At 68.4% G+C, this 18,791-nt stretch carries 20 protein-coding genes and 2 pseudogenes; 10 read left to right on the forward strand and 12 right to left on the reverse strand.

The features are described 5' to 3' along the window. Positions 1–82: 82 nt before the first annotated feature. Both ACO1BR_RS41555 and ACO1BR_RS41560 read right to left on the reverse strand, forming a co-directional pair. Positions 83–676 (reverse strand): annotated as a pseudogene (locus tag ACO1BR_RS41555) (integrase core domain-containing protein). Between the two features lie 149 nt (positions 677–825). Then, the gene (locus tag ACO1BR_RS41560; RefSeq protein WP_426800313.1) at positions 826–1,686 is read right to left on the reverse strand and encodes an SDR family oxidoreductase; all 861 of its coding nucleotides are present in this window, start codon (positions 1,684–1,686) and stop codon (positions 826–828) included. Between the two features lie 89 nt (positions 1,687–1,775). Between ACO1BR_RS41560 and ACO1BR_RS41565 the strand changes: the two genes are divergently transcribed. Beyond that, positions 1,776–2,504: a TetR/AcrR family transcriptional regulator gene (locus ACO1BR_RS41565; protein WP_426800314.1), complete on the forward strand. Its 729-nt coding sequence runs from the start codon at positions 1,776–1,778 to the stop codon at positions 2,502–2,504. Between the two features lie 326 nt (positions 2,505–2,830). Here ACO1BR_RS41565 and ACO1BR_RS41570 read toward each other — a convergent pair whose 3' ends face one another. Both ACO1BR_RS41570 and ACO1BR_RS41575 read right to left on the reverse strand, forming a co-directional pair. Continuing rightward, positions 2,831–5,395 (reverse strand): FG-GAP-like repeat-containing protein, encoded by a 2,565-nt coding sequence (locus ACO1BR_RS41570; RefSeq protein WP_426800315.1) that lies wholly within the window; start codon positions 5,393–5,395, stop codon positions 2,831–2,833. Between the two features lie 64 nt (positions 5,396–5,459). After that, positions 5,460–6,182, reverse strand: coding sequence for a hypothetical protein (locus ACO1BR_RS41575; protein WP_426800316.1), 723 nt, complete (start codon positions 6,180–6,182; stop codon positions 5,460–5,462). 419 nt (positions 6,183–6,601) lie between these two features. On the opposite strand from ACO1BR_RS41575, the gene ACO1BR_RS41580 reads away from it, so the two are divergent. From ACO1BR_RS41580 to ACO1BR_RS41590, 3 genes are all read left to right on the forward strand, one after another. Continuing rightward, positions 6,602–7,699, forward strand: coding sequence for a hypothetical protein (locus ACO1BR_RS41580; RefSeq protein ID WP_426800317.1), 1,098 nt, complete (start codon positions 6,602–6,604; stop codon positions 7,697–7,699). 44 nt (positions 7,700–7,743) lie between these two features. Next, positions 7,744–8,250, forward strand: coding sequence for a hypothetical protein (locus ACO1BR_RS41585; RefSeq protein WP_426800318.1), 507 nt, complete (start codon positions 7,744–7,746; stop codon positions 8,248–8,250). Between the two features lie 69 nt (positions 8,251–8,319). Continuing rightward, positions 8,320–10,014, forward strand: a complete 1,695-nt coding sequence (locus tag ACO1BR_RS41590) for an RICIN domain-containing protein (RefSeq protein ID WP_426800319.1) — start codon at positions 8,320–8,322, stop codon at positions 10,012–10,014. A 304-nt stretch (positions 10,015–10,318) separates the two neighbouring features. On the opposite strand, the gene ACO1BR_RS41595 is transcribed toward ACO1BR_RS41590, so the two are convergent. After that, a complete protein-coding gene (locus ACO1BR_RS41595) occupies positions 10,319–11,302 on the reverse strand; it encodes an Ig-like domain-containing protein (RefSeq protein ID WP_426800320.1) in 984 nt (327 codons plus the stop codon). A gap of 323 nt (positions 11,303–11,625) precedes the next feature. On the opposite strand from ACO1BR_RS41595, the gene ACO1BR_RS41600 reads away from it, so the two are divergent. Continuing rightward, positions 11,626–12,216, forward strand: a complete 591-nt coding sequence (locus tag ACO1BR_RS41600; protein ID WP_426800321.1) for a hypothetical protein — start codon at positions 11,626–11,628, stop codon at positions 12,214–12,216. Positions 12,217–12,562: 346 nt separating this feature from the next. On the opposite strand, the gene ACO1BR_RS41605 is transcribed toward ACO1BR_RS41600, so the two are convergent. Next, positions 12,563–12,760, reverse strand: coding sequence for a hypothetical protein (locus tag ACO1BR_RS41605; RefSeq protein ID WP_426800322.1), 198 nt, complete (start codon positions 12,758–12,760; stop codon positions 12,563–12,565). Between ACO1BR_RS41605 and ACO1BR_RS41610 the strand changes: the two genes are divergently transcribed. Further along, positions 12,737–13,009, forward strand: coding sequence for a hypothetical protein (locus tag ACO1BR_RS41610; RefSeq protein ID WP_426800323.1), 273 nt, complete (start codon positions 12,737–12,739; stop codon positions 13,007–13,009). The two genes, ACO1BR_RS41605 and ACO1BR_RS41610, sit on opposite strands and share 24 nt — an antisense overlap. Before the next feature lie 130 nt (positions 13,010–13,139). Here ACO1BR_RS41610 and ACO1BR_RS41615 read toward each other — a convergent pair whose 3' ends face one another. From ACO1BR_RS41615 to ACO1BR_RS41635, 5 genes and pseudogenes are all read right to left on the reverse strand, one after another. Next, positions 13,140–13,817 carry a hypothetical protein gene (locus tag ACO1BR_RS41615; protein WP_426800324.1) on the reverse strand — a complete coding sequence of 226 codons (678 nt, stop codon included), beginning with the start codon at positions 13,815–13,817 and terminating at the stop codon, positions 13,140–13,142. Between the two features lie 141 nt (positions 13,818–13,958). Beyond that, positions 13,959–14,222 (reverse strand): annotated as a pseudogene (locus ACO1BR_RS41620) (helical backbone metal receptor); the annotation flags it as partial. Positions 14,223–14,231: 9 nt separating this feature from the next. After that, a complete protein-coding gene (locus tag ACO1BR_RS41625; protein ID WP_426800325.1) occupies positions 14,232–14,402 on the reverse strand; it encodes a 2-oxoglutarate and iron-dependent oxygenase domain-containing protein in 171 nt (56 codons plus the stop codon). Between the two features lie 145 nt (positions 14,403–14,547). Further along, positions 14,548–15,351, reverse strand: a complete 804-nt coding sequence (locus ACO1BR_RS41630) for a HalD/BesD family halogenase (protein ID WP_426800326.1) — start codon at positions 15,349–15,351, stop codon at positions 14,548–14,550. Positions 15,352–15,469: 118 nt separating this feature from the next. Then, complete coding sequence (locus tag ACO1BR_RS41635; RefSeq protein ID WP_426800327.1) at positions 15,470–16,003, reverse strand: DUF6817 domain-containing protein; 534 nt, start codon at positions 16,001–16,003, stop codon at positions 15,470–15,472. A gap of 35 nt (positions 16,004–16,038) precedes the next feature. Here ACO1BR_RS41635 and ACO1BR_RS41640 point away from each other — a divergent pair, with 35 nt between their 5' ends. Further along, on the forward strand, positions 16,039–16,173 hold the full coding sequence (locus ACO1BR_RS41640; RefSeq protein WP_426800328.1) for a hypothetical protein: 135 nt from the start codon (positions 16,039–16,041) through the stop codon (positions 16,171–16,173). 458 nt (positions 16,174–16,631) lie between these two features. Then, the gene (locus tag ACO1BR_RS41645; protein ID WP_426800329.1) at positions 16,632–16,844 is read left to right on the forward strand and encodes a hypothetical protein; all 213 of its coding nucleotides are present in this window, start codon (positions 16,632–16,634) and stop codon (positions 16,842–16,844) included. On the opposite strand, the gene ACO1BR_RS41650 is transcribed toward ACO1BR_RS41645, so the two are convergent. Continuing rightward, positions 16,813–17,367, reverse strand: coding sequence for a lytic transglycosylase domain-containing protein (locus tag ACO1BR_RS41650; protein WP_426800330.1), 555 nt, complete (start codon positions 17,365–17,367; stop codon positions 16,813–16,815). The genes ACO1BR_RS41645 and ACO1BR_RS41650 overlap by 32 nt on opposite strands. A 372-nt stretch (positions 17,368–17,739) precedes the next feature. Between ACO1BR_RS41650 and ACO1BR_RS41655 the strand changes: the two genes are divergently transcribed. Both ACO1BR_RS41655 and ACO1BR_RS41660 read left to right on the forward strand, forming a co-directional pair. Next, a complete protein-coding gene (locus tag ACO1BR_RS41655; protein WP_426800331.1) occupies positions 17,740–18,135 on the forward strand; it encodes a hypothetical protein in 396 nt (131 codons plus the stop codon). A 302-nt stretch (positions 18,136–18,437) separates the two neighbouring features. Further along, a partial coding sequence (locus tag ACO1BR_RS41660) for a hypothetical protein (protein ID WP_426800332.1) occupies positions 18,438–18,791 on the forward strand: 354 nt, incomplete at its 3' end.

Raw genomic sequence — 18,791 nt, forward strand, 5'->3', positions numbered from 1 at the left:
ACCGCTCACAAACCATCGCAGCACTCGCCAAACTACTGGACCAACTCGACGCCCAGGGCTACACCTACACCTTCCCAGCCCGCTAGGTGTATTGACCCGCAGGGTTGTTGACGCGGCTGATGGGCGGTTCGCCGTCGAGTGCGGTGTGGCACCGGTGGTAGTTGTAGGTGTGGAGGAAGTCCGTCAGGGCTTCGGTGCGTTCGGCGTTGCTGGAGTACGGGCACGTACGCCCATTCGTTGAGCAGGGTGCGATGTAGGCGCTCCACCTTGCTGTTCGTCTGCGGGCGATAGGGGCGCGTGCGCTTGATCTGTCCGATGGGCCGGTCCATCCAGCGCAGCCGGTTCAGGCCGTGGCGGGTCAGGACGTGGTGGACCGTCGAGCTGGGTATGCCCAGGATCGGGCCGATCCGTGCAGGGCCGAGCTTGCAGTCGCGCCGTAGCTCGCAGATGCGCTTCTCGACATCGGCAGGGTTCGATGCGGTGTCGTCAGGGGTCGACTGGAACGGTCATACAACCCCGTATCGCCTTCGGCTCGCCAGCGCCGGACCCATTTGTGGGCTGTGGTGCGAGAGGTGCCCATTTCTTCGGCGCCGTGGGCGATGGGCCTGCCGGCGCGGGCCCGGTCGACGAGGAGCCGTCTTCCGTGGATGGCCAGCCGTGCATGGGGGTGGGGCACGGGAAACCTCTGGGATGGTGCGGAATCTGATGCGGAGCCTGGGTTTGTGCCCGAGGCCGCCGATCTGGTGATCGACGTCCTCGGGCGATAGAGGACGAGCCTTTGTGGGCGGCGAGTCAGGCCGGGGCCGTCTGAGCGCCCCACTGGATCTATTCGGCCCAGGCACGCTCCAGCTGGGTGCGGAAGGTGGCGGGCTCTCGCCCGATCAGGTCGGCCAGCGTCGAGTCGACAGCGGTGAACTCGCCATTCCGCGCCGCGGCGAAGATGCCCAGCATCAGGTCGGCGATCGGGGCCGGGGCGCCGTGCGCCAGGACCTGCTCGCGGAAGGCGTCGTCGGGGACGACGGTGCGGGTGAAGGGCCGTCCGGTGGCCTGGGACGCGATCTCGGCGACGGTGTCGAAGTCGAGCGCCGCCGGGCCGGTGAGCGGCGGGGTGGGCCCCTCGAAGCGGGCCTCCTCGGCGAGGATCACCGCGGTGGCCTCGGCGAGGTCGTCGTGGCCGGTCCAGGCGACGGGGCCGTCGGCGGGGAGGGCGATGTCGCCGGTGTGGCGGGTGGACTCCAGGAACTGCAGGGCACTGGAGGCGTAGAAGCCGTTGCGCAGCGCGGTCCAGGGCAGGCCGGTGGCGCGCAGCAGGTCCTCGGTCTGGGCGTGGTCACGGCATGCCTGGAAGCGGGCGTCGTGGGCGGCGCCCATCTGGCTGGTGTAGAGGATGCGGCCGACGCCGGCCTGCACGGCGGCGTCGATGGCGGAGCGGTGGCCGCTGACGCACTCCTGGCCCGTGCGGTCGAGGGAGACGAGGAGCAGTTGCTCGGCGCCCTCGAAGGAGTGCACGAGCGAGGCGGGGTCGTCGAAGCTGCCCTGCCGGACGCGGACGCCGCGGCCGACGAGGTCCTCGGCCTTGCGGGGGTCGCGGACGCTGACGCCGACGCGGTCGGCGGGGACGCGCTCCAGGAGGCGCTCGACGGTGCGGCGGCCGAGCTTTCCGGTGGCTCCGGTAACGATGATCATTGGGTTCTCCCGACACTGTTTCCGGTGGAATCATTCCAACGATAACATTGGAAATTCCAACGGAACCAGATCCTCGGTACCATCGGTTCATGGCTACGCGCGACTCAACCGACAGCCCTCGGCGCCGCATCGTCGAGGCAGCCGTCGAGCTGCTGGAGAACGGTGGCCCTGACGCGGTGAGCACCCGCGCGGTCGCCGCCGCGGCAGGAATGCAGCCGCCGGCGATCTACCGCCTCTTCGGCGACAAGGAGGGACTCCTTGAGGCTGTCGCCGAGCACGGCTACGCGCAGTTCCTGGAGAGAAAGCGCGCGCAGCTCGACCCCGCCCCGCAGGACCCGGTGGAGGAGCTGCGCCGCGGCTGGGACATGGTGGTCGAGTTCGGGGTCTCCCGCCCCGAGTTGTTCGCGGTGATGAACCGGGCCACCGGCCGGGGATCGGACACAGCACACCGCGCGGGCTTGGAGATCCTCCATGGGCGGGTGCGTCGGCTGGCGGCCGGGGGGTGGCTGCGGGTCGACGAGGAACTGGCCGCCCAGATCATCCAGGCAACCGGCCAGGGCGCGGTCACCACCTGGCACACCACCCCCGCGGACCGCCGCAATCCGGCGCTGTTGACCGTCCTGCGCGAGTCCATGGTCGCGGCTGTCACCCGCGCCGAGCCGGCCGTCCCCGCCGCGGAGTCCGGTCCCGCCGCGGCGGCCCGCGCACTGCGCGCCGCCCTCCCCGACGACGCCGATGTCCTGAGCGACGCCGAGCAGCGCCTGCTGCGTGAGTGGCTCACGCGCCTGGCCGCGGACGGTGGCGCGCCGCATGCCTGATCGCGCGTCAGGCGCCCTCGTGCAGGTTGAACCTCCCGAGGAGAGATCGTGCGATGAAGCGGCGTCCACGAGATGAGGCAGTGGGCGACCACACGGCTCCGGCTGCTTCCCCTTTCCCATAACGCGCCGCCAACCTTGATTACGTCTCCGCCGCCCACTGTTGACAACCCTGTGGGTCAATTCAGGTGCAGTAGCCCGTTACTGCGGTTGCTCGTCGTGCGGCCTCGCAGGCGAAGGCGTGTCAGGCCGCACGTCGGGGCGGGGTGACCGGTTCCGGTATGCCGATGGCGAGTTGCCGTGATGGGGCTGAGGAGGTCCTGCGGGGGTTATCGGGTTCTGAAGCGGCGGAAGAGGTTTCGGGCCACGTACACGCCCGGGCCGCCGAAGCCGACGATGTCGACGCGTCCGTCACCGGTGATGTCGGCGAGGAAGCGGGGGTGGCGGTCGACCCGCCAGCCGCCTGCGTCCTCGTTATGCCCGAAGCCGCGGCACACCAGCTGGGCCTGCTCGAACTGGCCGCCGCTGCGGCTGTGCGACACCCAGACCCCCTCGTCGCCGAAGCCGACGATGTCCGGGTTGCCGTCGCCGGTGACGTCGGTGAGGAACCGAAGGTGCTTCCCGCTCGTCCACCCCTGGGCGAGCCCGAAGTCGTTCAGGACGAGTTTCGAGGGCTCGAACGTGCCGTCGCCGCGCCCGCGTGAGACGACGACGCCCTGTGGGCCGAACCCGGCGATGTCCAGTGCACCGTCACTGGTGGTCTTGACCAGGAACCGGGGGTACTCCTCGACCGAGCTCCACCCCTGGTCGGCCCCGAAGTCGTCGAGGACGTACAGAGGGTCGGCGAACGTGCCGTCCTCGTCCTGGAGTGACACCCAGACGCCGTCGTCGTGGCAACCGACGATGTCGAGCCTGCCGTCACCGGTGGTGTCGGCGAGGAAGCGGGGGTGCTTGTCGACAAGCCACCCACCCGCCTCCTGGCCGTGACCGAACGCTCGGAGAACCGGTTCATCGCCGATTGGTGCGAACTTTCTTTCCTCGTCCTGGACTGACACCCAGACGCCGTCGTCGTGGCAGCCGACGATGTCGAGCCTGCCGTCACCGGTGGTGTCGGCGAGGAAGCGGGGGTGCTTGTCGACAAGCCAGGCACCCGCCTCCTGGCCGTGACCGAACGCTCGGAGAACCGGTTCATCGCCGATTGGTGCGAACTTTCTTTCCTCGTCCTGGACTGACACCCAGACGCCGTCGTCGTGGCAGCCGACGATGTCGAGCCTGCCGTCACCGGTGGTGTCGGCGAGGAAGCGGGGGTGCTTGTCGACAAGCCACCCACCCGCCTCCTGGCCGTGACCGAACGCTCGGAGAACCGGTTCATCGCCGATTGGTGCGAACTTTCTTTCCTCGTCCTGGACTGACACCCAGACGCCGTCGTCGTGGCAGCCGACGATGTCGAGCCTGCCGTCACCGGTGGTGTCGGCGAGGAAGCGGGGGTGCTTGTCGACAAGCCACCCACCCGCCTCCTGGCCGTGACCGAACGCTCGGAGAACCGGTTCATCGCCGATTGGTGCGAACTTTCTTTCCTCGTCCTGGACTGACACCCAGACGCCGTCGTCGTGGCAGCCGACGATGTCGAGCCTGCCGTCACCGGTGGTGTCGGCGAGGAAGCGGGGGTGCTTGTCGACAAGCCACCCACCCGCCTCCTGGCCGTGACCGAACGCTCGGAGAACCGGTTCATCGCCGATTGGTGCGAACTTTCTTTCCTCGTCCTGGACTGACACCCAGACGCCGTCGTCGTGGCAGCCGACGATGTCGAGCCTGCCGTCACCGGTGGTGTCGGCGAGGAAGCGGGGGTGCTTGTCGACAAGCCAGGCACCCGCCTCCTGGCCGTGACCGAACGCCTTGAGGACCAACTTGCCGCCCGCGGGCGCGAACGTCCCGCCCTCGTGAGAGGACACCCGGACACCGTCGGCGGCAAGCACGACGACGTCGGGCTTGCGGTCGCCCGTCGTGTCCACGAGGGTCCACAGGTCCGCGGGACTCGGGTAGGGCGCGCCTTGGTGCAGGACGCGCTCGTCGTCCTTGAACGTGCCGTCGCCTCTGCCGGACGAGGTCACAGCCCCCTTCGCGGGTTTGAGTCCCACGATGTCCATTCGCCCTGCTCCGGTGGTGTCGGCGAGGAACCGGTCACCGAGCCCGGCCCACCAGTCCGGTTGCCCGTTGGGAGAGTGGTTGGCCCCGTCGCTCTTCCACCCGCCGGCGTCCTGGTCGCTGCCGAACTGCTGGAGGACCAGGAGCATGTCGCTGAAGGAGGGCGTCGCGTCGGGTGTCGGCCGCAGTGCGGTCGAGCGGGCCAGCCGCCAGGACTGGCGGCTGTTCCAGTGGCTCAGGGGTGCCCAGCGCAGCACGGGGTCGCTGGTGCGTTCGGGCTCGGCCGGGACGAACCGCCAGCGCTGGCTCTCCGCGCTGTCGTCGTACTCGCGCAGGACGATCCGGGTGTCGTCCTCGCCGGGGTCGGCGAGGTCGAGAACGGCGCCGTCGGTCGTGCCCTCGATGAAGTAGAGTCCCGCTTCTCCCTCGACTGGGAGGACGTGCCACTGCTGGCTCTTCTTGCCGACGGTGGCGTCCCACTGGCGGACGCCGCGGTCTGCGGCGGCGGGGTTGTCGAGCACCTTGCCGCTGGCCGCGTTGCGGATCACATATGCCTGGTCGTCTTGTGCCTGCCCGCCTTGCGCGGCCTGCACGGGGGTGAGCTGCCACTGCTCCGGGCTCGGGCCGCCATCGGGGAAATCGCGGACGACGAGCGCCCCGTCCGCGCTCGGCGCGGCCTTGGCGCCGAGGGCCTTCCCCGTGGCGGCGTTGACGATCTCCAGCTTCAGTTCTTCCGTGGGCACGGGCATCGTGCTGCCTCTTCCAGGCGGTTGGGGCGTGGGCTCGGGACGGGTGTGGCGCGGCGGCTGCGGGTCAGGTGAAGACGTGGTGGTACGGGACGTTCCACTCATTGGGCAGCCGCGGGTAGAAGGTGTTGATGACCGTCCCGGTGAAGTCCCCGCCCCAGTTGTAGGTGAGACGCACCTCGTTGTCGGCCGTCACCGCGTGGTCCTTGAACCCCAGGATGGCGTCGGGGTGGGTGATCGGCACGAAGGTGATCCCGCCCCACGGTGTCACCGTGACGACCCAGAGCTGGGTGTCCTCGGGTGCGCCGTTCTTCCCGCGCCACTTGTCGCCCACCTTGTCGGGGAGGCCGACCTGGACGGTGTCGGCCGGCGTGCTCTTGGGGGCCTCCTGGTGGACGGTGATGCGCCTGCGCTGCGGTTTGGGCGCGCCGTCGTCGCCGCGTCCGGCGTCGGCGTCGCCTGTGCCGGCAGGTTTGGGTGACACCTGCCCCGCGGCGCTCTCGATGAGGTACAGCGGTCGCTGCCCGAAGAAGCCGCCGGGGGTGATGTACCAGAGGTGGCCCTGCGCCTCCTTGGTGGCCGGGTCGAGCGCGGTGGCCAGCTTGACTCCCTTGTCGTGGCTCTCCTCCTTCAGCTCGGCGGGCCGCAGGTAGCCGCCGTTGAAAGCGTGGACGAGCATGACCGGCCGATTTTCGACCAGCGCTGCCACGATTGCGTTGTCGTAGCTGTTCACCGCCACCGGGCCGCCGACCACCAAATTGGCCATCGCCGTGCGTTCTTGGGTGTACATCGCGGAAACCTCACCTGTTCTGAATGTGGAGTACAACGCGTTGGGCACTCAGTTCACTCGTTTATCACGCGGCATTTCCGCAAGCCTGATCACTTTCGATCGACACAATTCCGAAATCGAATGGATGACCGATGCGAATACCCTCACCCATGACAACGGCCGAGGCCGCAACACTGACGGGCGGGAGTAATCGAAAAGTATTCGATCGAGTGATCGGCAGCGCTTCAAGGTACCGCAGTGCCCCGCGAGTTGGGAGCAGGAGCAGCGGCCAGTGACCTTAATCAGCCAATGCAGCATGATGTACGGAGGCACCTTCCCGGGCAATGCGGCTGGTGATAACTTCGCTTGCCGGAACGTGCGCAATTCTATTTTTCCACTTCACCGATCGTGGTTCGACCACAATCAGTCGAGGACGGGGAATGCCTTCCAACGCATACAACCTGGCACGGGCCAAGCGTCAGCCACTGACGAAGGAGAACCTGCGGGAACTCAACATCGAGCAGACCTGGCAGTCGATCCTGAACCACCCCAACCTGGTCTACGTCGACGACTACGGTGTACGGCACAAGCCCGTCGGGTTCTCCGTGAACAAGTCGAGCTTCGGCGCTTTCCCCGGCTCCGCATTCCAGCTGGGCTGGATCGCCTACATGAACCTCGGAGAGCCACTGATCGAGGAGCGGTGCAACATCAGCCAGCCCCCGCCCGACACGTTCTCCTCGCGCAGCTACGTCAACCGCAGCCAGACATCCCCGATGACCTTCACCGACTCCGTCGATTTCACCGTGTCGAACGGGGTCACGTGGTCGCTCCAGGGAGAGGCCAAGCTCACCTTCGGCGGCAGCGGCAGCGCGCAGCTCCAGCTGCAGCTGCAAAACCAGCTCAAGATGGACCTCCAGACCCAGCTTCAGACGCAGCTCCAGAACGAGATGGCGAACAAGAACGCGAACACCGTGACCAACAAGAACAGCAAAGACAACGTGGGGGTGGACAACGCCAACGCCACCGAGACGGGCGTGCGGAACGCGGCGACGAACTCCGCCGCGAACTCGGTGACGAACTCGGTGGCGTTCACGACCCAGGGCAGCGCCACCGGCACCGCGACGCTCAACGCCTCGTTGTTGCTGGGCATCACAGGCTCCGTCGGCGGCTCCCTGACCACCAGCTGGGCCTCGAAATCGCAGATCTCCGGCCAGGTCCAGCCGAGCTCCCGCGTGGGCACCCTCGTCACGCAGCGGCGTACCCGCAAGCAGTACTGCTACGAGATCCCGGTGACTTTCTCCGGACTGATCGCGGTGAAGTACGACGTGCCGGTGGCGGTCCTGTCTCCCCCGCAGCCCGGGGACTATCCCGGCCTCGACCAGGTGGTCGCCCATGACATCGGCGACATCGACCTGGCGGGCGGCGGTTTCCGCATGAAGGGACTGGCCGAGGTCGTCTCCGCCCTTGATGTCCACCACACGATGTTCGACGACGAGAGCCTGACCGACAGTCAACGAGCGCTGCACAAGCAGCCTTGACCGGGCGGGCGGCGCCGCCACGACGACGACCAGGGGTGACGACCATGGTGTTCGACAACATCTTCGGCTTCGCGGGCAAGAGCGCGGGGCTCTTCTCCGTAACCATCGGCAGCGACAAGCCGCAGCCGGGTGCAGGCGTCGACTTCGAGGACGCCGACGACGACACATACGACGACAAAAGCACGAGCCTGTTCAACAACGCCATCCACGGGGCTTCCTCCCGCGCGAAGGTCGTGCAGGAGCAGTCGCCCGAAGCGCGGGCCGTCCTGGGCTTCCTCGGCTCCTTCATCCAGACCACCCAGGCATCGGCCGGTGCGCAGGCCCAGTACGCCCAGAATCCCAGCTCGGTATCCGAGGCGGCGTCCGCCCGCATGCAGGAGTCGAGTGCGACGGTGACGGAGCACAGCGGCCTGCAGAAGAACGGGGACCTGGAGAACAGGCCGGAGAAGAGCGACTACACCAAGGCCCCGAAAACCCCCGAAGCACCCAAGGCCCCAGATGCGCCCAAGGCGTCCAAGGCGACCGCCGAGAAGCCGTCCCGTTCCGAGTAGTGCCCGGGTTCTGGAATCAACTAACAACTGACTGTAGTAGGCGGTCGGTGAACGGTGAAGGGGATGACGATGAGCACTGCCCACGCGGCAGGCACAGATGGTGAGCACTCCGCCCCTCCGATCAGCACGGTCGCGGGGACCGGGGTCGCGGGCTCCCTGGGTGACAACGGCCCTGCCGTTGCGGCTCAGTTGAACCTCCCGTACGGGATTGCGGTGGATAGCGCAGGCGCCGTCTACTTCTCCGACTACAACAACCGCCGGGTCCGGAAGATCACGACTGACGGGAAGATCAGCACGGCCGCGGGGACCGGTTCCGCGGGATTCAGCGGGGACAACGGCCCTGCCGTCTCGGCCCAGTTGAACTTTCCGTGTGGGGTGGCGGTGGACAGCGCAGGCGCCGTCTACATCGCCGATGCCAGAAACCACCGGATCCGGAAGATCGCGGCGGACGGAAAGATCAGCACGATCGCCGGCACTGGCACCGCAGGCTCCCAAGGCGACAACGGCCCTGCCGTCTCAGCCCAGCTGAACGTCCCGTTGGGGGTGGCGGTGGACAGCGCAGGCGCCGTCTACATCGCCGACTGGAGCAACCACCGGATCCGGAAGATCGCGGCGGACGGAAAGATCAGCACCATCGCCGGCACCGGCACCGCAGGCTCCCAAGGCGACAACGGCCCCGCCGCCTCAGCCCAGCTGAACTACCCGCGTGAGGTGGCGGTGGACAGCACAGGCGCCATCCACATCGCCGATACCAACAACCACCGGATCCGGAAGATCACGCCGGACGGAAACATCAGCACCATCGCCGGCACCGGCACCGCAGGCTCCCAAGGCGACAACGGCCCCGCCGCCTCAGCCCAGCTGAACTACCCGCGTGAGGTGGCGGTGGACAGCACAGGCGCCATCCACATCGCCGATACCAACAACCACCGGATCCGGAAGATCACGCCGGACGGAAACATCAGCACCATCGCCGGCACCGGCACCGCAGGCTCCCAAGGCGACAACGGCCCCGCCGCCTCAGCCCAGCTGAACTACCCGCGTGAGGTGGCGGTGGACAGCACAGGCGCCATCCACATCGCCGATACCAACAACCACCGGATCCGGAAGATCACGCCGGACGGAAACATCAGCACCATCGCCGGCACCGGCACCGCAGGCTCCCAGGGCGACAACGGCCCCGCCGCCTCAGCCCAGCTGAACACCCCGATCGGGCTCGCTGTGGACTGCGTCGACACCCTCTACATCGCCGACTACGGCAACAACCGGGTTCGGAAGGTCGCGTCGGCGAGGATGGCCGGGCTGCCCGAGTCGGGCACGGTGGTCTCCTGGGCAAATGTCCGGAGCAGGTTGCGGATGGGGGTTGTGCGTGAGTCCACCAGGGACGGGGCCGAGGTCCACCAGTTGCTCGCGGTTCCCAGGGACCACCAGCGGTGGCGGCTGGTAGCGGCGGGTCAGGACAACGGCGAAGTCCTGTACAGGATCGAGAATGTGCGCAGCGGCAAGGTCCTGGAGGTCGTCGGAGCGCAGGAGAAGGCTGGGGCGGTGGTCGCGCAACGCGCCTACGAGGGTGGTGACGCACACCATCAGCAGTGGAGGCTGATCCCGGTGGGCTCGGTGACCGACACCCCGCGGGTGTACGAGATCGCGAACCGAAACAGCGGTCTGCTCCTGCAAGTCGACACCAACGCCCGCACGGCGATCAAGCAGCACGGGGCGGAGGGCGACCACCGGGACCGGCAGTGGCAGCTGCTCCCCGTGTGACGCACGAGGGGTCAGGGACGACTTTCTCCCTGCCCCCTCGGAGCCACAAGAGCATCGGGGTGGCACGATTGACTCCTCCTTGCGGGACTCAGTGCCCCAATGCGGAAGGTTGTCCATCACACCGGGAGGGTGCCTTCGACGACGGCGACAGGCCGGCTCAACGCCCGGGCCAGGCCCTGGGTATGGGGAAGACCCGCACCATCAACCCGCGTACGACGGCGCCGATACGTGTACGTCGTCGTTTGAGGAATCCTGCGCGAGGCCCTGTCCGGCGAGATCGGCCGGACAGGGCCCTTGGCTCAGCTCACGTGCACTGGCCGGTGTGCGGCCCATTCACGGTGTTGCCGGACTGCTGCAGGGTGGGTGCGTTGCCCGTCCAGCGCAGCGGCGCCCCGACCTGGTTGTCCTCGAATTCCGGGACGAGGTCTTCGGGCAGCAGGCCGCTGCCACTGTTGTCGTTGATCCTCACCGGCGCCGACATCGTGTTGGACGAAACCTCAAGGCCGCCGGTGTTGCCGTCCAGGGTCAGCGGAGCCTTGAAGGCGCTGCCCGCGCAGTCCGTCCCCTCACCGTCGCCCAGCAGCACGAAGCCGCTGGTGTTTGTGAGGGTTACCGGCGTGTCGAGGGTCGAGTGGCAGATGGTGACGGCGAGAGCGCCGTACGAGGCCACCGGGCCGTTGATCTGCGCACCCGACACCGCCAGCGCCCCGCCGGGCCGCACCTTCACCGGGCCGTTCTGCGTAGCGCCGGGCGCGATGCACAGCGACTGGTCGGCAGCCACGGTCAGCGGGCCGTCGTGGTCCGTGATGCACGGCTGGCTGAAGCCGACGGTGAGGCCGGTGGGCGCGGCCGTGGCGCCGGCCGTGAAGGTGGGGTCGCCGCCATAGGTGGCGGTGATCCTGTGCGCACCGGGCTGGAACTTGCTGGTGGTGAAGGTCGCCCTGCCGCCGTTGAGCGGCACGGTCGCCAGCCTGGTCGTCCCGTCCGAGAAGGTGACCGACCCGGTCGGGGTGCCCGCGCCCGGGTTGGCCGAGTCCACGGCGGCGGTGACGTTGACTGCGTGGCCGAACAGCGGGGTCGTGGTGTCCGTGCTGAGCGTGACCGAAGTCCCGTACTGGAACGAGACGATGGCCTTGCCGTTGCCGTGGTTGACGCCCGGGAGGAGCGAGACGTGGGTCGCCGACGGCTCCGCGTAGCTGCTGCCGCCGCCACCGCCGGGGCCGCCCGCACCGCCGGGGCCGCCCGCACCGCCGTTGCCGCCGGTTCCGCCGCTGCCCGGGTTGGGCATGGGGACTGCCCGGACGTCATGGGTTCGTCGCAGGTGCGCCACCGCTGGGGGTGCGACGGCATGACGACCGGGACGTGAGCGGGGAAGCAGTACTCCATGAGGCTGCCGCTGTAGTCGCCGTCGGCCCAGACCGGCTCCAAACCGGGTGCGTGTCGCTCGCACGAGCCAGCAACGCCGTGGCGGCGGGACGGTCGACGACGTCCGCAGGAGTGGCCATCACCGCCAGCAGCAGGCCGAGGTGGCCGATGGTCGCGGTAACCGACTCCCGGGTCGGTTCGCTGGCCTGGTAGCGTCGGGGCCCTTCACACGGACGGGGGTTCACCATGGACGCGCAGCAGGCCCGCGGCCACCGGCACCAGAAGCGGGCTGACAACGGCCCGATATTCAAGCGCCGTCGGCAGCACGGAAGTTGGAGGCTCGCCGCCGACGGCCTGGACTTCGACACGGCGTTGGCGGTGCTGCACAAGCGGCGTCCTTCGGTCGGTGCCTGGCCGGGCTGCCGCGTCGGACGGGGCGGCTCGATCGCGTTGAACGTGCCGGGTCGCGACCAGGACGCCAAGTTCCGTGGCCGGCTTCACCAGGTGCCGGATCCGGATGGGGGCAACGACGCGCTGCTGGTCTCCGGAGTGATGATGGCGACCATGAACGGGATCATGGTTCCGCTGATCTTCGGCTTCGCCACACTGCTGATGCTCGGCATCTTCGTCCTCGGGGCGCTGACCGTCACCATCCCACCGCTGGTCATCGGCCTGGTGGCAGCCCCGCTCATGGGAACGATGGCCGTGCACTTCAGGCGCAACCGCGGCCAGGCGTACGACCTCGACGCACACCGGCTCTACCGCGACCTGCACACGCTACTGGCGCCCCTGCGCCCGGAGCCGCTGGGAGAGTCTCCGCAGCTACACCGAGCCTAACGATCCGTTTGCCGGGTGCGGTCCCACCTCGTGGACACTAACCCCGGGCTGAATCGAGCGCTTCCCATCGAGCCGGACACCTGCCGTCGAAAGCCAGTCTCTTGGACAAAGCCATCCGCAAGAAGGTCATCAGCCTGACCTGAGGCGCGGGCCACGGCGCAGCGCAGGCACCGGCTGCCGGCCGCTTGCGGAGCGTACGGGCGCTGTCGCAGCACTTCGGCGGGGCACGCTGTGCGCGAGCCCCGCCAAAGTACAGGCGAGTTGGACTATGCGGCGGCGTGGACGTTGTGCGCGGGCGCGGGCTGGGTGCACTGCCCGGTGGCAAGCGGGCGCACCTTGGTGAGCATCAGGTCCAGGAACCGGTCGTGGGGCGGAAGGAGGCGAAGTGGCTGGCGTCGTCGATGAGGGCGAGGGTGGAGGTGCGGGCCCGGTCGGTCAGGATGCGGGCGACGATGGTGACGTGGTACCCGTACTTGTCGCGAAAGGCGGCGTCCGCCCCGTCGTACGCGGCGGGGTCGGCATGGAGGAAGCCAACGAAGCGCACGGCCTGCCCACCGACGACTGGCGGTCCGGGCTACGGGAGTTGGAGAGCACCGCGTGGGGACGGCGGACGGCACTGGTCGCGATCGGCATCGGCGACGCCGCCCACCTGAAGGTGCTCAACGACTTCGCGGCCAGCACGGAACTGGCCCCCATCATGAACCGCAATGCGCGCCAGCTGGTGGCCGTGATCCGCTGGGCTTCCACAGTCCCCACCTCCCAGGGCGAAAGCATTCTCAGATGCCGGCCGTGATCAGGTCCGGCTCACGGCCGTCATCCGCTCGAAGTCCGGGGCAGCTTGCCGCACTTGCTCCGTTTGTCTGCCTCACCGTCAGGGCTGGGCCGTTCGCGATCACGAGGCCGGTGAGATGCGCGCAGCGGGCTCAGCTGGCCTGCTCGCGCCATTGCGCGCGGCTGCCTTGGACCTCGGCGATGCTCGGGTGGCGCACGGCGTCCAGCCCGTCATCGGCAAGCAGGTCGGCGATCAGGGCCGGCGAGCCGAAGACCTCGGTGGCGCTCAGATCCCCGTCGGTGAGGACGAACCAGCAGCGCTGAAGGGGCCACCAGTGCGCGGGGAACTGGGTTCCCACGGTCCGGTCGGGCCACGCGCAGGCGTCGTGGTGGGCAAGTGCCTCGTCCAGCCGGCCCCGACGGGCCGGGACCGGGCGGCCCATGTCCTCAATCGCCGCCTGAGCCCAGTAACACTCCGTACGCAAGCCATCGGAGCTGTGGCGGGCGAGGACCTCGACCAGACGCGCCAGGCTGCCGCGGTCGATTTCCCCGATAGCCGGCTTCTCAAGGTCTTCGGGCAGATCCAGCCCCTCGAAGACCCTGAAGGACGGGGTGTACTGCCAGTCTTCCAGGCGCTTGCCGGCCCGTGCCAGCACGTCGTCCCACCGGACCCTGTGCCCGCCCACCGTGACGGCGTGCAGAATCCAGCAGCGATCCGGGAATCCCTCCTGGGGCTCGTAGCCCAGGACGGCCTCGTCCTGCTCCAAGAACCGACGGACGCCGCCCAGCGGATCATCGTCCGGCACCAGCTCCAACGCGAAATCCCTCAACACTTCGATCCTGTATGCGACGTTCTGTAACTATCGAGGTTAGACGAAAAGCTCAGCGAGAAGTGCCAGGGCGTCGAGCTGGCAGATCGCAGCCTGCTGGTGGTGGGGGCGCGCACGCTCTCCGGGCTGCTCACCTCGCGGCTACCGCAGCCCGTCTGACAGCTGGGCACGCAGCACCTCGGGAGCGGTGCGCAACGACGGCCCGTACCACTCCAGATGGCGGCCGCTGACCGGCACCCAGCGCAGCCCGGTGAACGCCTCCGGTCCGTCGTCCGCGGTGAAGCGGTACCGCTCATCGGTCAGGACGACCAGATCGGGGCGCTTTGCGCGCAGTTCGTCCGGCGGGATGCGCGGATACCGGTCGGGGTGCGCGGCGTGCACATGGTCGACACCCAGGTGCACAACGGCAGGGCGCTACCGCCCGACGTCGAACAGTTCCCGCCAGTCCATCCGCCCTCCTGTGAGTTCGCGGCCGGCCGCCGTATAGCCGCGAAAGTGAGGCGAGTGGATGTTCTCCACTGCGAGCCGCTGTCCCCCGGGCAGAGCGAAGAACCGCCGGGCGAGCTTCAGGAGTTCGGCCGACATGCCGTTCCGTGATGCCGTGTCCGGTCAGGTAACAGAAGCCGGACCGGTGCGCGATGGTGCGCAGGCGCTCGGCGAACGCCGCCCGCGATGCGGGGTCGCGCCAGGCCCGTAGATCGAGTTCGGGCAGCGATGCCGTACGCGGCGGTCATTCAGCCCTGCCGAAGTACAAGCCGCGGGTGTAAGCGTTGAGTTGGCCACCGGACGTCGAGTTGTACGACAAGGTGGCGCTGATGCGCGGGGTGGCGCCGTGCACCGGGGTGACCCGGTGGAGCGAGGCCCGGCCGGAGTGCAGCACCAGCGTCCCGGGAGTCGTCGCCAGCTCCCGGGTCAGCGACTGCCGCTCTCCGGCCGCGACAGCTCGCAGAACGCTGCGGTCCTGCTCCACCTCGGTGCGCGAACGCGGCACGTACTGCAGCACTCCGCCCTGCTCGGGCGCGAGGAGGTGCAGGACGATCGTGTACTCCGACACGTCGAAGTGCCAGTCCTGCTCATCACGGTCGTGGTGGACATGGATCGTCATGGCGCCGAGCGGGTCGGCCGAGCGGAACACAGGTCGGCCCACGACCGTCGAGACGAATCTCAGCAACGGCTCCGAGTGGAAGAGCGTCATGAGCGGGGAGTCCGGTGCGATGCGGTCGTACGCGATCGTGCTCTTGGTGTGTGTCCGGCCGACGTCGGCGGAGTGCGGCGTTTCGCCTGTGTCGGTGGAGGTGCCGAGGAACACGTTGTTGGCGCCGGTGAACCGGTAGCCCAGGGTCTTGGCGTCCTCCCGCGCTCGTGTCGCCGCCTCCACGACCGCCTCCGGCCGCAGGAAGCCGTCCAACACCGTCAGACTGGTCCGGTCGAACTCCTCCCCGACCCTGCCCAGCAGTTCCTGGCCCGGCTCCCCGTTCAAGGCGTCGATCGGGTATCTCTCGATGTCCACCAGCTCTGAGATCTGGGACCGCACGCCTGGCCCTTCCCTTGTTCCCTTGTGACAAGACCATGGGTAGCTTGGCGGCCTCGACGATAGGGGTGGCTGAGCCGTCGCGGCAGACGGCCTGGGGCACATCAGTTGGCGGGGGGCCTCAATGAGCCGGTTCCTCCATGCCCTCGGGCCCCAGGATCTGGTCGCAGTCCTCCCATGCGGCAGGGGCCATCAGGTCACGCCAGCGAGAGAACAGCTTCAGCAGGTCACGGCCGTGTACCTCTCTGAACTCGGTGTTGTGCACCACAAGATCCAGCTCGTTCGCGACGGTGAGTTCCACGAACCAACGCAGACGCGCGGCGCGCACCTGCCGCGTCGTACCGGTGAACCGATCACGGAAGTCGACCGAATCCCGCCGTCCGAGCTGGGGGTAGAGATGTCCGCGGTCGCAGGCGGCATACCCGTAGACGAGTCGCTCGGCCTTCTCACCGATGACGGCGGCGAGTTCGTCACGACGGGAAAGGCCAAGGACCTCGGCGTGCAGGGCATCGGTCCCGTAACAGGCGTGACAGAGCCCGGCGGCGCGCAGCGCGTCATCCGCGCCCCACTCCGCCAACCGCCGCTCGACCCGCACCAGGTGGGCCAGAAGGGTGCCTCCCGGATGCGGTACGTGTTGCGCGCCACACTCGCGCAACAGGGCACGGGCCTTCCGATAGACGGTCCGGTGCGGTGCGGTCGGTAGCAGCGCAGGCCGACCTGCTCACCATCGCCGGCCAGGCTCGGCAGATCATGCGCCGCCACCCCTGGCTACCCGCCATGGCCATGGTCCGCCCACCCTCGGCCCCGACGGGATCGACCTACTGAAGCACGTGCTCGACGCGCTCGCCGACGACTGAAGCGGTGACCGTTATGTTCGCTGTTCTGGTCCTGCTGGAGACCCTGGCGCTGGCCCTCGCTCCCGCCGGTGTCCGGCCGGTGGTCTTGGGCGTCCTGGCCAGCACTGCCATCACCGCCCCGCCCCTGATGTGGCTGCGCCGTGGGGACGCCCGCTCCCGGTCGCCGCAACCGCCCAGCGCAGAGGGCTGGCTCAGTAGCCACGCCCTGGAAAGCTTGCCCATGTCGGCCCGCGCTCTGTGGCGATGCACCAAAGGAAGCGGCACGGAGCGAGCGGTAGACACCCCGGATGAAACCGGAGGGCGCTCGACATACGCTTCCCCGCGCACCGCTCAGGGTGCGGCGGCGCTCGGTACCGTCCTGGTCTCGCTGCTCGCATGGGTGGCCCTCGGCATGTCCCAGCCCGTGACCGGCTCATGGTCGGCTGCGTGGTGCTGGTACGGGCCGTCGCGCTCTGCGCCGTGGTCGCCGTCCGGCTGCACCTCTGCCACCGGGCCGAGAAGCCGCAGGGCCGGCCACTGTCCCCGGAAGGCGTGGGCGACGCCCGGTTCGCCTTGTTCGGCGTCATGACCAATCCCGCTGTTCCGCTTGGCGCGGACTGTGTGGTGGTCAGTTGCCCGGAGGGCTGGGCGACGCGCTGATCTGCTTGGCGTAGGTCTGGGCGTACTTCGGGATCGCCGCCTCGATCCGGTTGACGTAGTTCTGCGTCTCGCGGATCCGTGGGATGCCCTGGGCCTTGCGCACCGCGCCGGGGCCCGCGTTGTACGCGGCGAGCGCGAGCTGGGTGGGGTCGCCGGGGATGCCCTTGACCTCCTTGAACAGATGGCACATATAGGCGCCCTGAGCCGGGATGGCGTCGGCTGGGTTCCACACGTCGGCCTTGCCGTCGCCGGTGTAGTCCTTGCCCCACTCCGCCCAGGTCGACGGGTAGAACTGCGCGATGCCCTGGGCTTGGCCAGAGTCCGCCCGCGGGTTCCAGTGGCTCTCCGCGTCGAGTTGCGCGGCCAGCATCGGAACGCTCAGCTCCGGGCAGGTCTTGGTGGCCGACTGGACGGTCGCCAGATACTGAGGGGGAATAGTGGGCAGTGCGGGCGGCCGGGTCAGCCACCAGACGACGCCGAGGGCAGCGGCGACTACGAGTACGGCTCCGAGGGTCAGGCTCACCAGACGCCCTCGGCGGCCGGAGCGCCTGGTTTCTCTCTCCGCCGGAGAAGCGCGGTGCGCCGTGGCGGGCGACGACACCTCCCAGGAGGGACGTGCGGGCTGCTGGCCTTGTCGCCATACCCGGCCGCTGTCCGTCGCTCCGGCTTGCTGATCTTGCATGTGCCCAGTCCGTCCGGTCGGTCATCCGGTGATCCGTCGATGACGGGTGGGACGCATTGGGCTCCACGTTAGTTGCAAGATCATGCAATCGAGCGAGCGTCTATGGGGTTTGCCACACGAGGGAACCGCCCTTGGTTGCCCGCTGCGATACCGCCACAGGAGCCCCTCCCTCGACGACCTACACCGAGATCACCGCACGGCCCCGCAAACAACATGACAACGCCAGTGGCGGTGCAGCGAGCCATGGACCACCTGGTGGCCGACAGGACCGTCATCGTCGTCGCGCACCGGCTCTCGACGGTCGTCGCTGCGGACGAGATCCTGGTGGTCGACGGCGGCCGTATCGCCCAGCGCGGCACCTACACGGAGCCCGTCGCGGACGCCGACGGCCGCGCACGCGTCCATGTCGAGGTTCACCTCGCCGTACGAATGTTGATGTGGTGCCGCACAAATGATGGGAGGCGGGCCACGTCCTGGTCACGGACATCGAAGCAGTCCGCTGCATCCGTGGAGGGCAGGCCGGTCGATGAGGCCGCCCTGGCGGCCATCGTCCGCCGCTACCGGCTCACCAAGCACTGTCGTCAGCTGCAGAACGCCCGCGCCCCCTGAGCTGGTCCCTCGTCAGCCAGGTCGCGAGTGACTCTCCATGACCTGATGCTGCCGAAAGCAGCGCCCCGGAGGGGGAAATATCGCAGCCCTCAGGAAAGTGCGCTCTCCACCGGTCTTGCTTTTCGGGGCGTAAGTGCGGCAAGTCCAACACCGGTGCCAAAGTGTCGCATGTGGGCCGAGTTATCCCCTGGACGGCGATCCTTGTCACCTGTGATGATCCGTACGCATTGTTCCTGTGCGGTTCCTGTGAACCGGCGGGGCAGCACCGTACCTTTCGCACCACTTCTCAGGGGGGAACACCCATGAAGCAGTCCCGTCTGCGCGCCCGTATCGGCGCCACCGCGGCCGCCGCCGTCGTCCTGACCGGCGGCGCGGTGGCCCTGGCCGCTCCGGCCTCGGCCAAGGCCAATCTCATCGCCATCGACGGCGCCCAGTACGTGGCCAAGCCCAAGCACGTGATCACCGTCGATGTCACCTACTCCTGCGACACCGGCGAGACCCTGCGCATCGAGGGCGTGGCCACCAGCACGGTCAACAAGAAGGCCGTCGCCACCGGCACTCTCGCCAGCGACGAGGTGACCTGCGACTTCGGCTCCCACATCGCGGAGGTGAAGCTGACCCCGAAGGCGGGGGCCGTCTTCCACAAGGGCGACAAG

The organism is Streptomyces sp. YGL11-2 (assembly GCF_050054615.1).
Classification (GTDB): Bacteria; Actinomycetota; Actinomycetes; order Streptomycetales; family Streptomycetaceae; genus Streptomyces.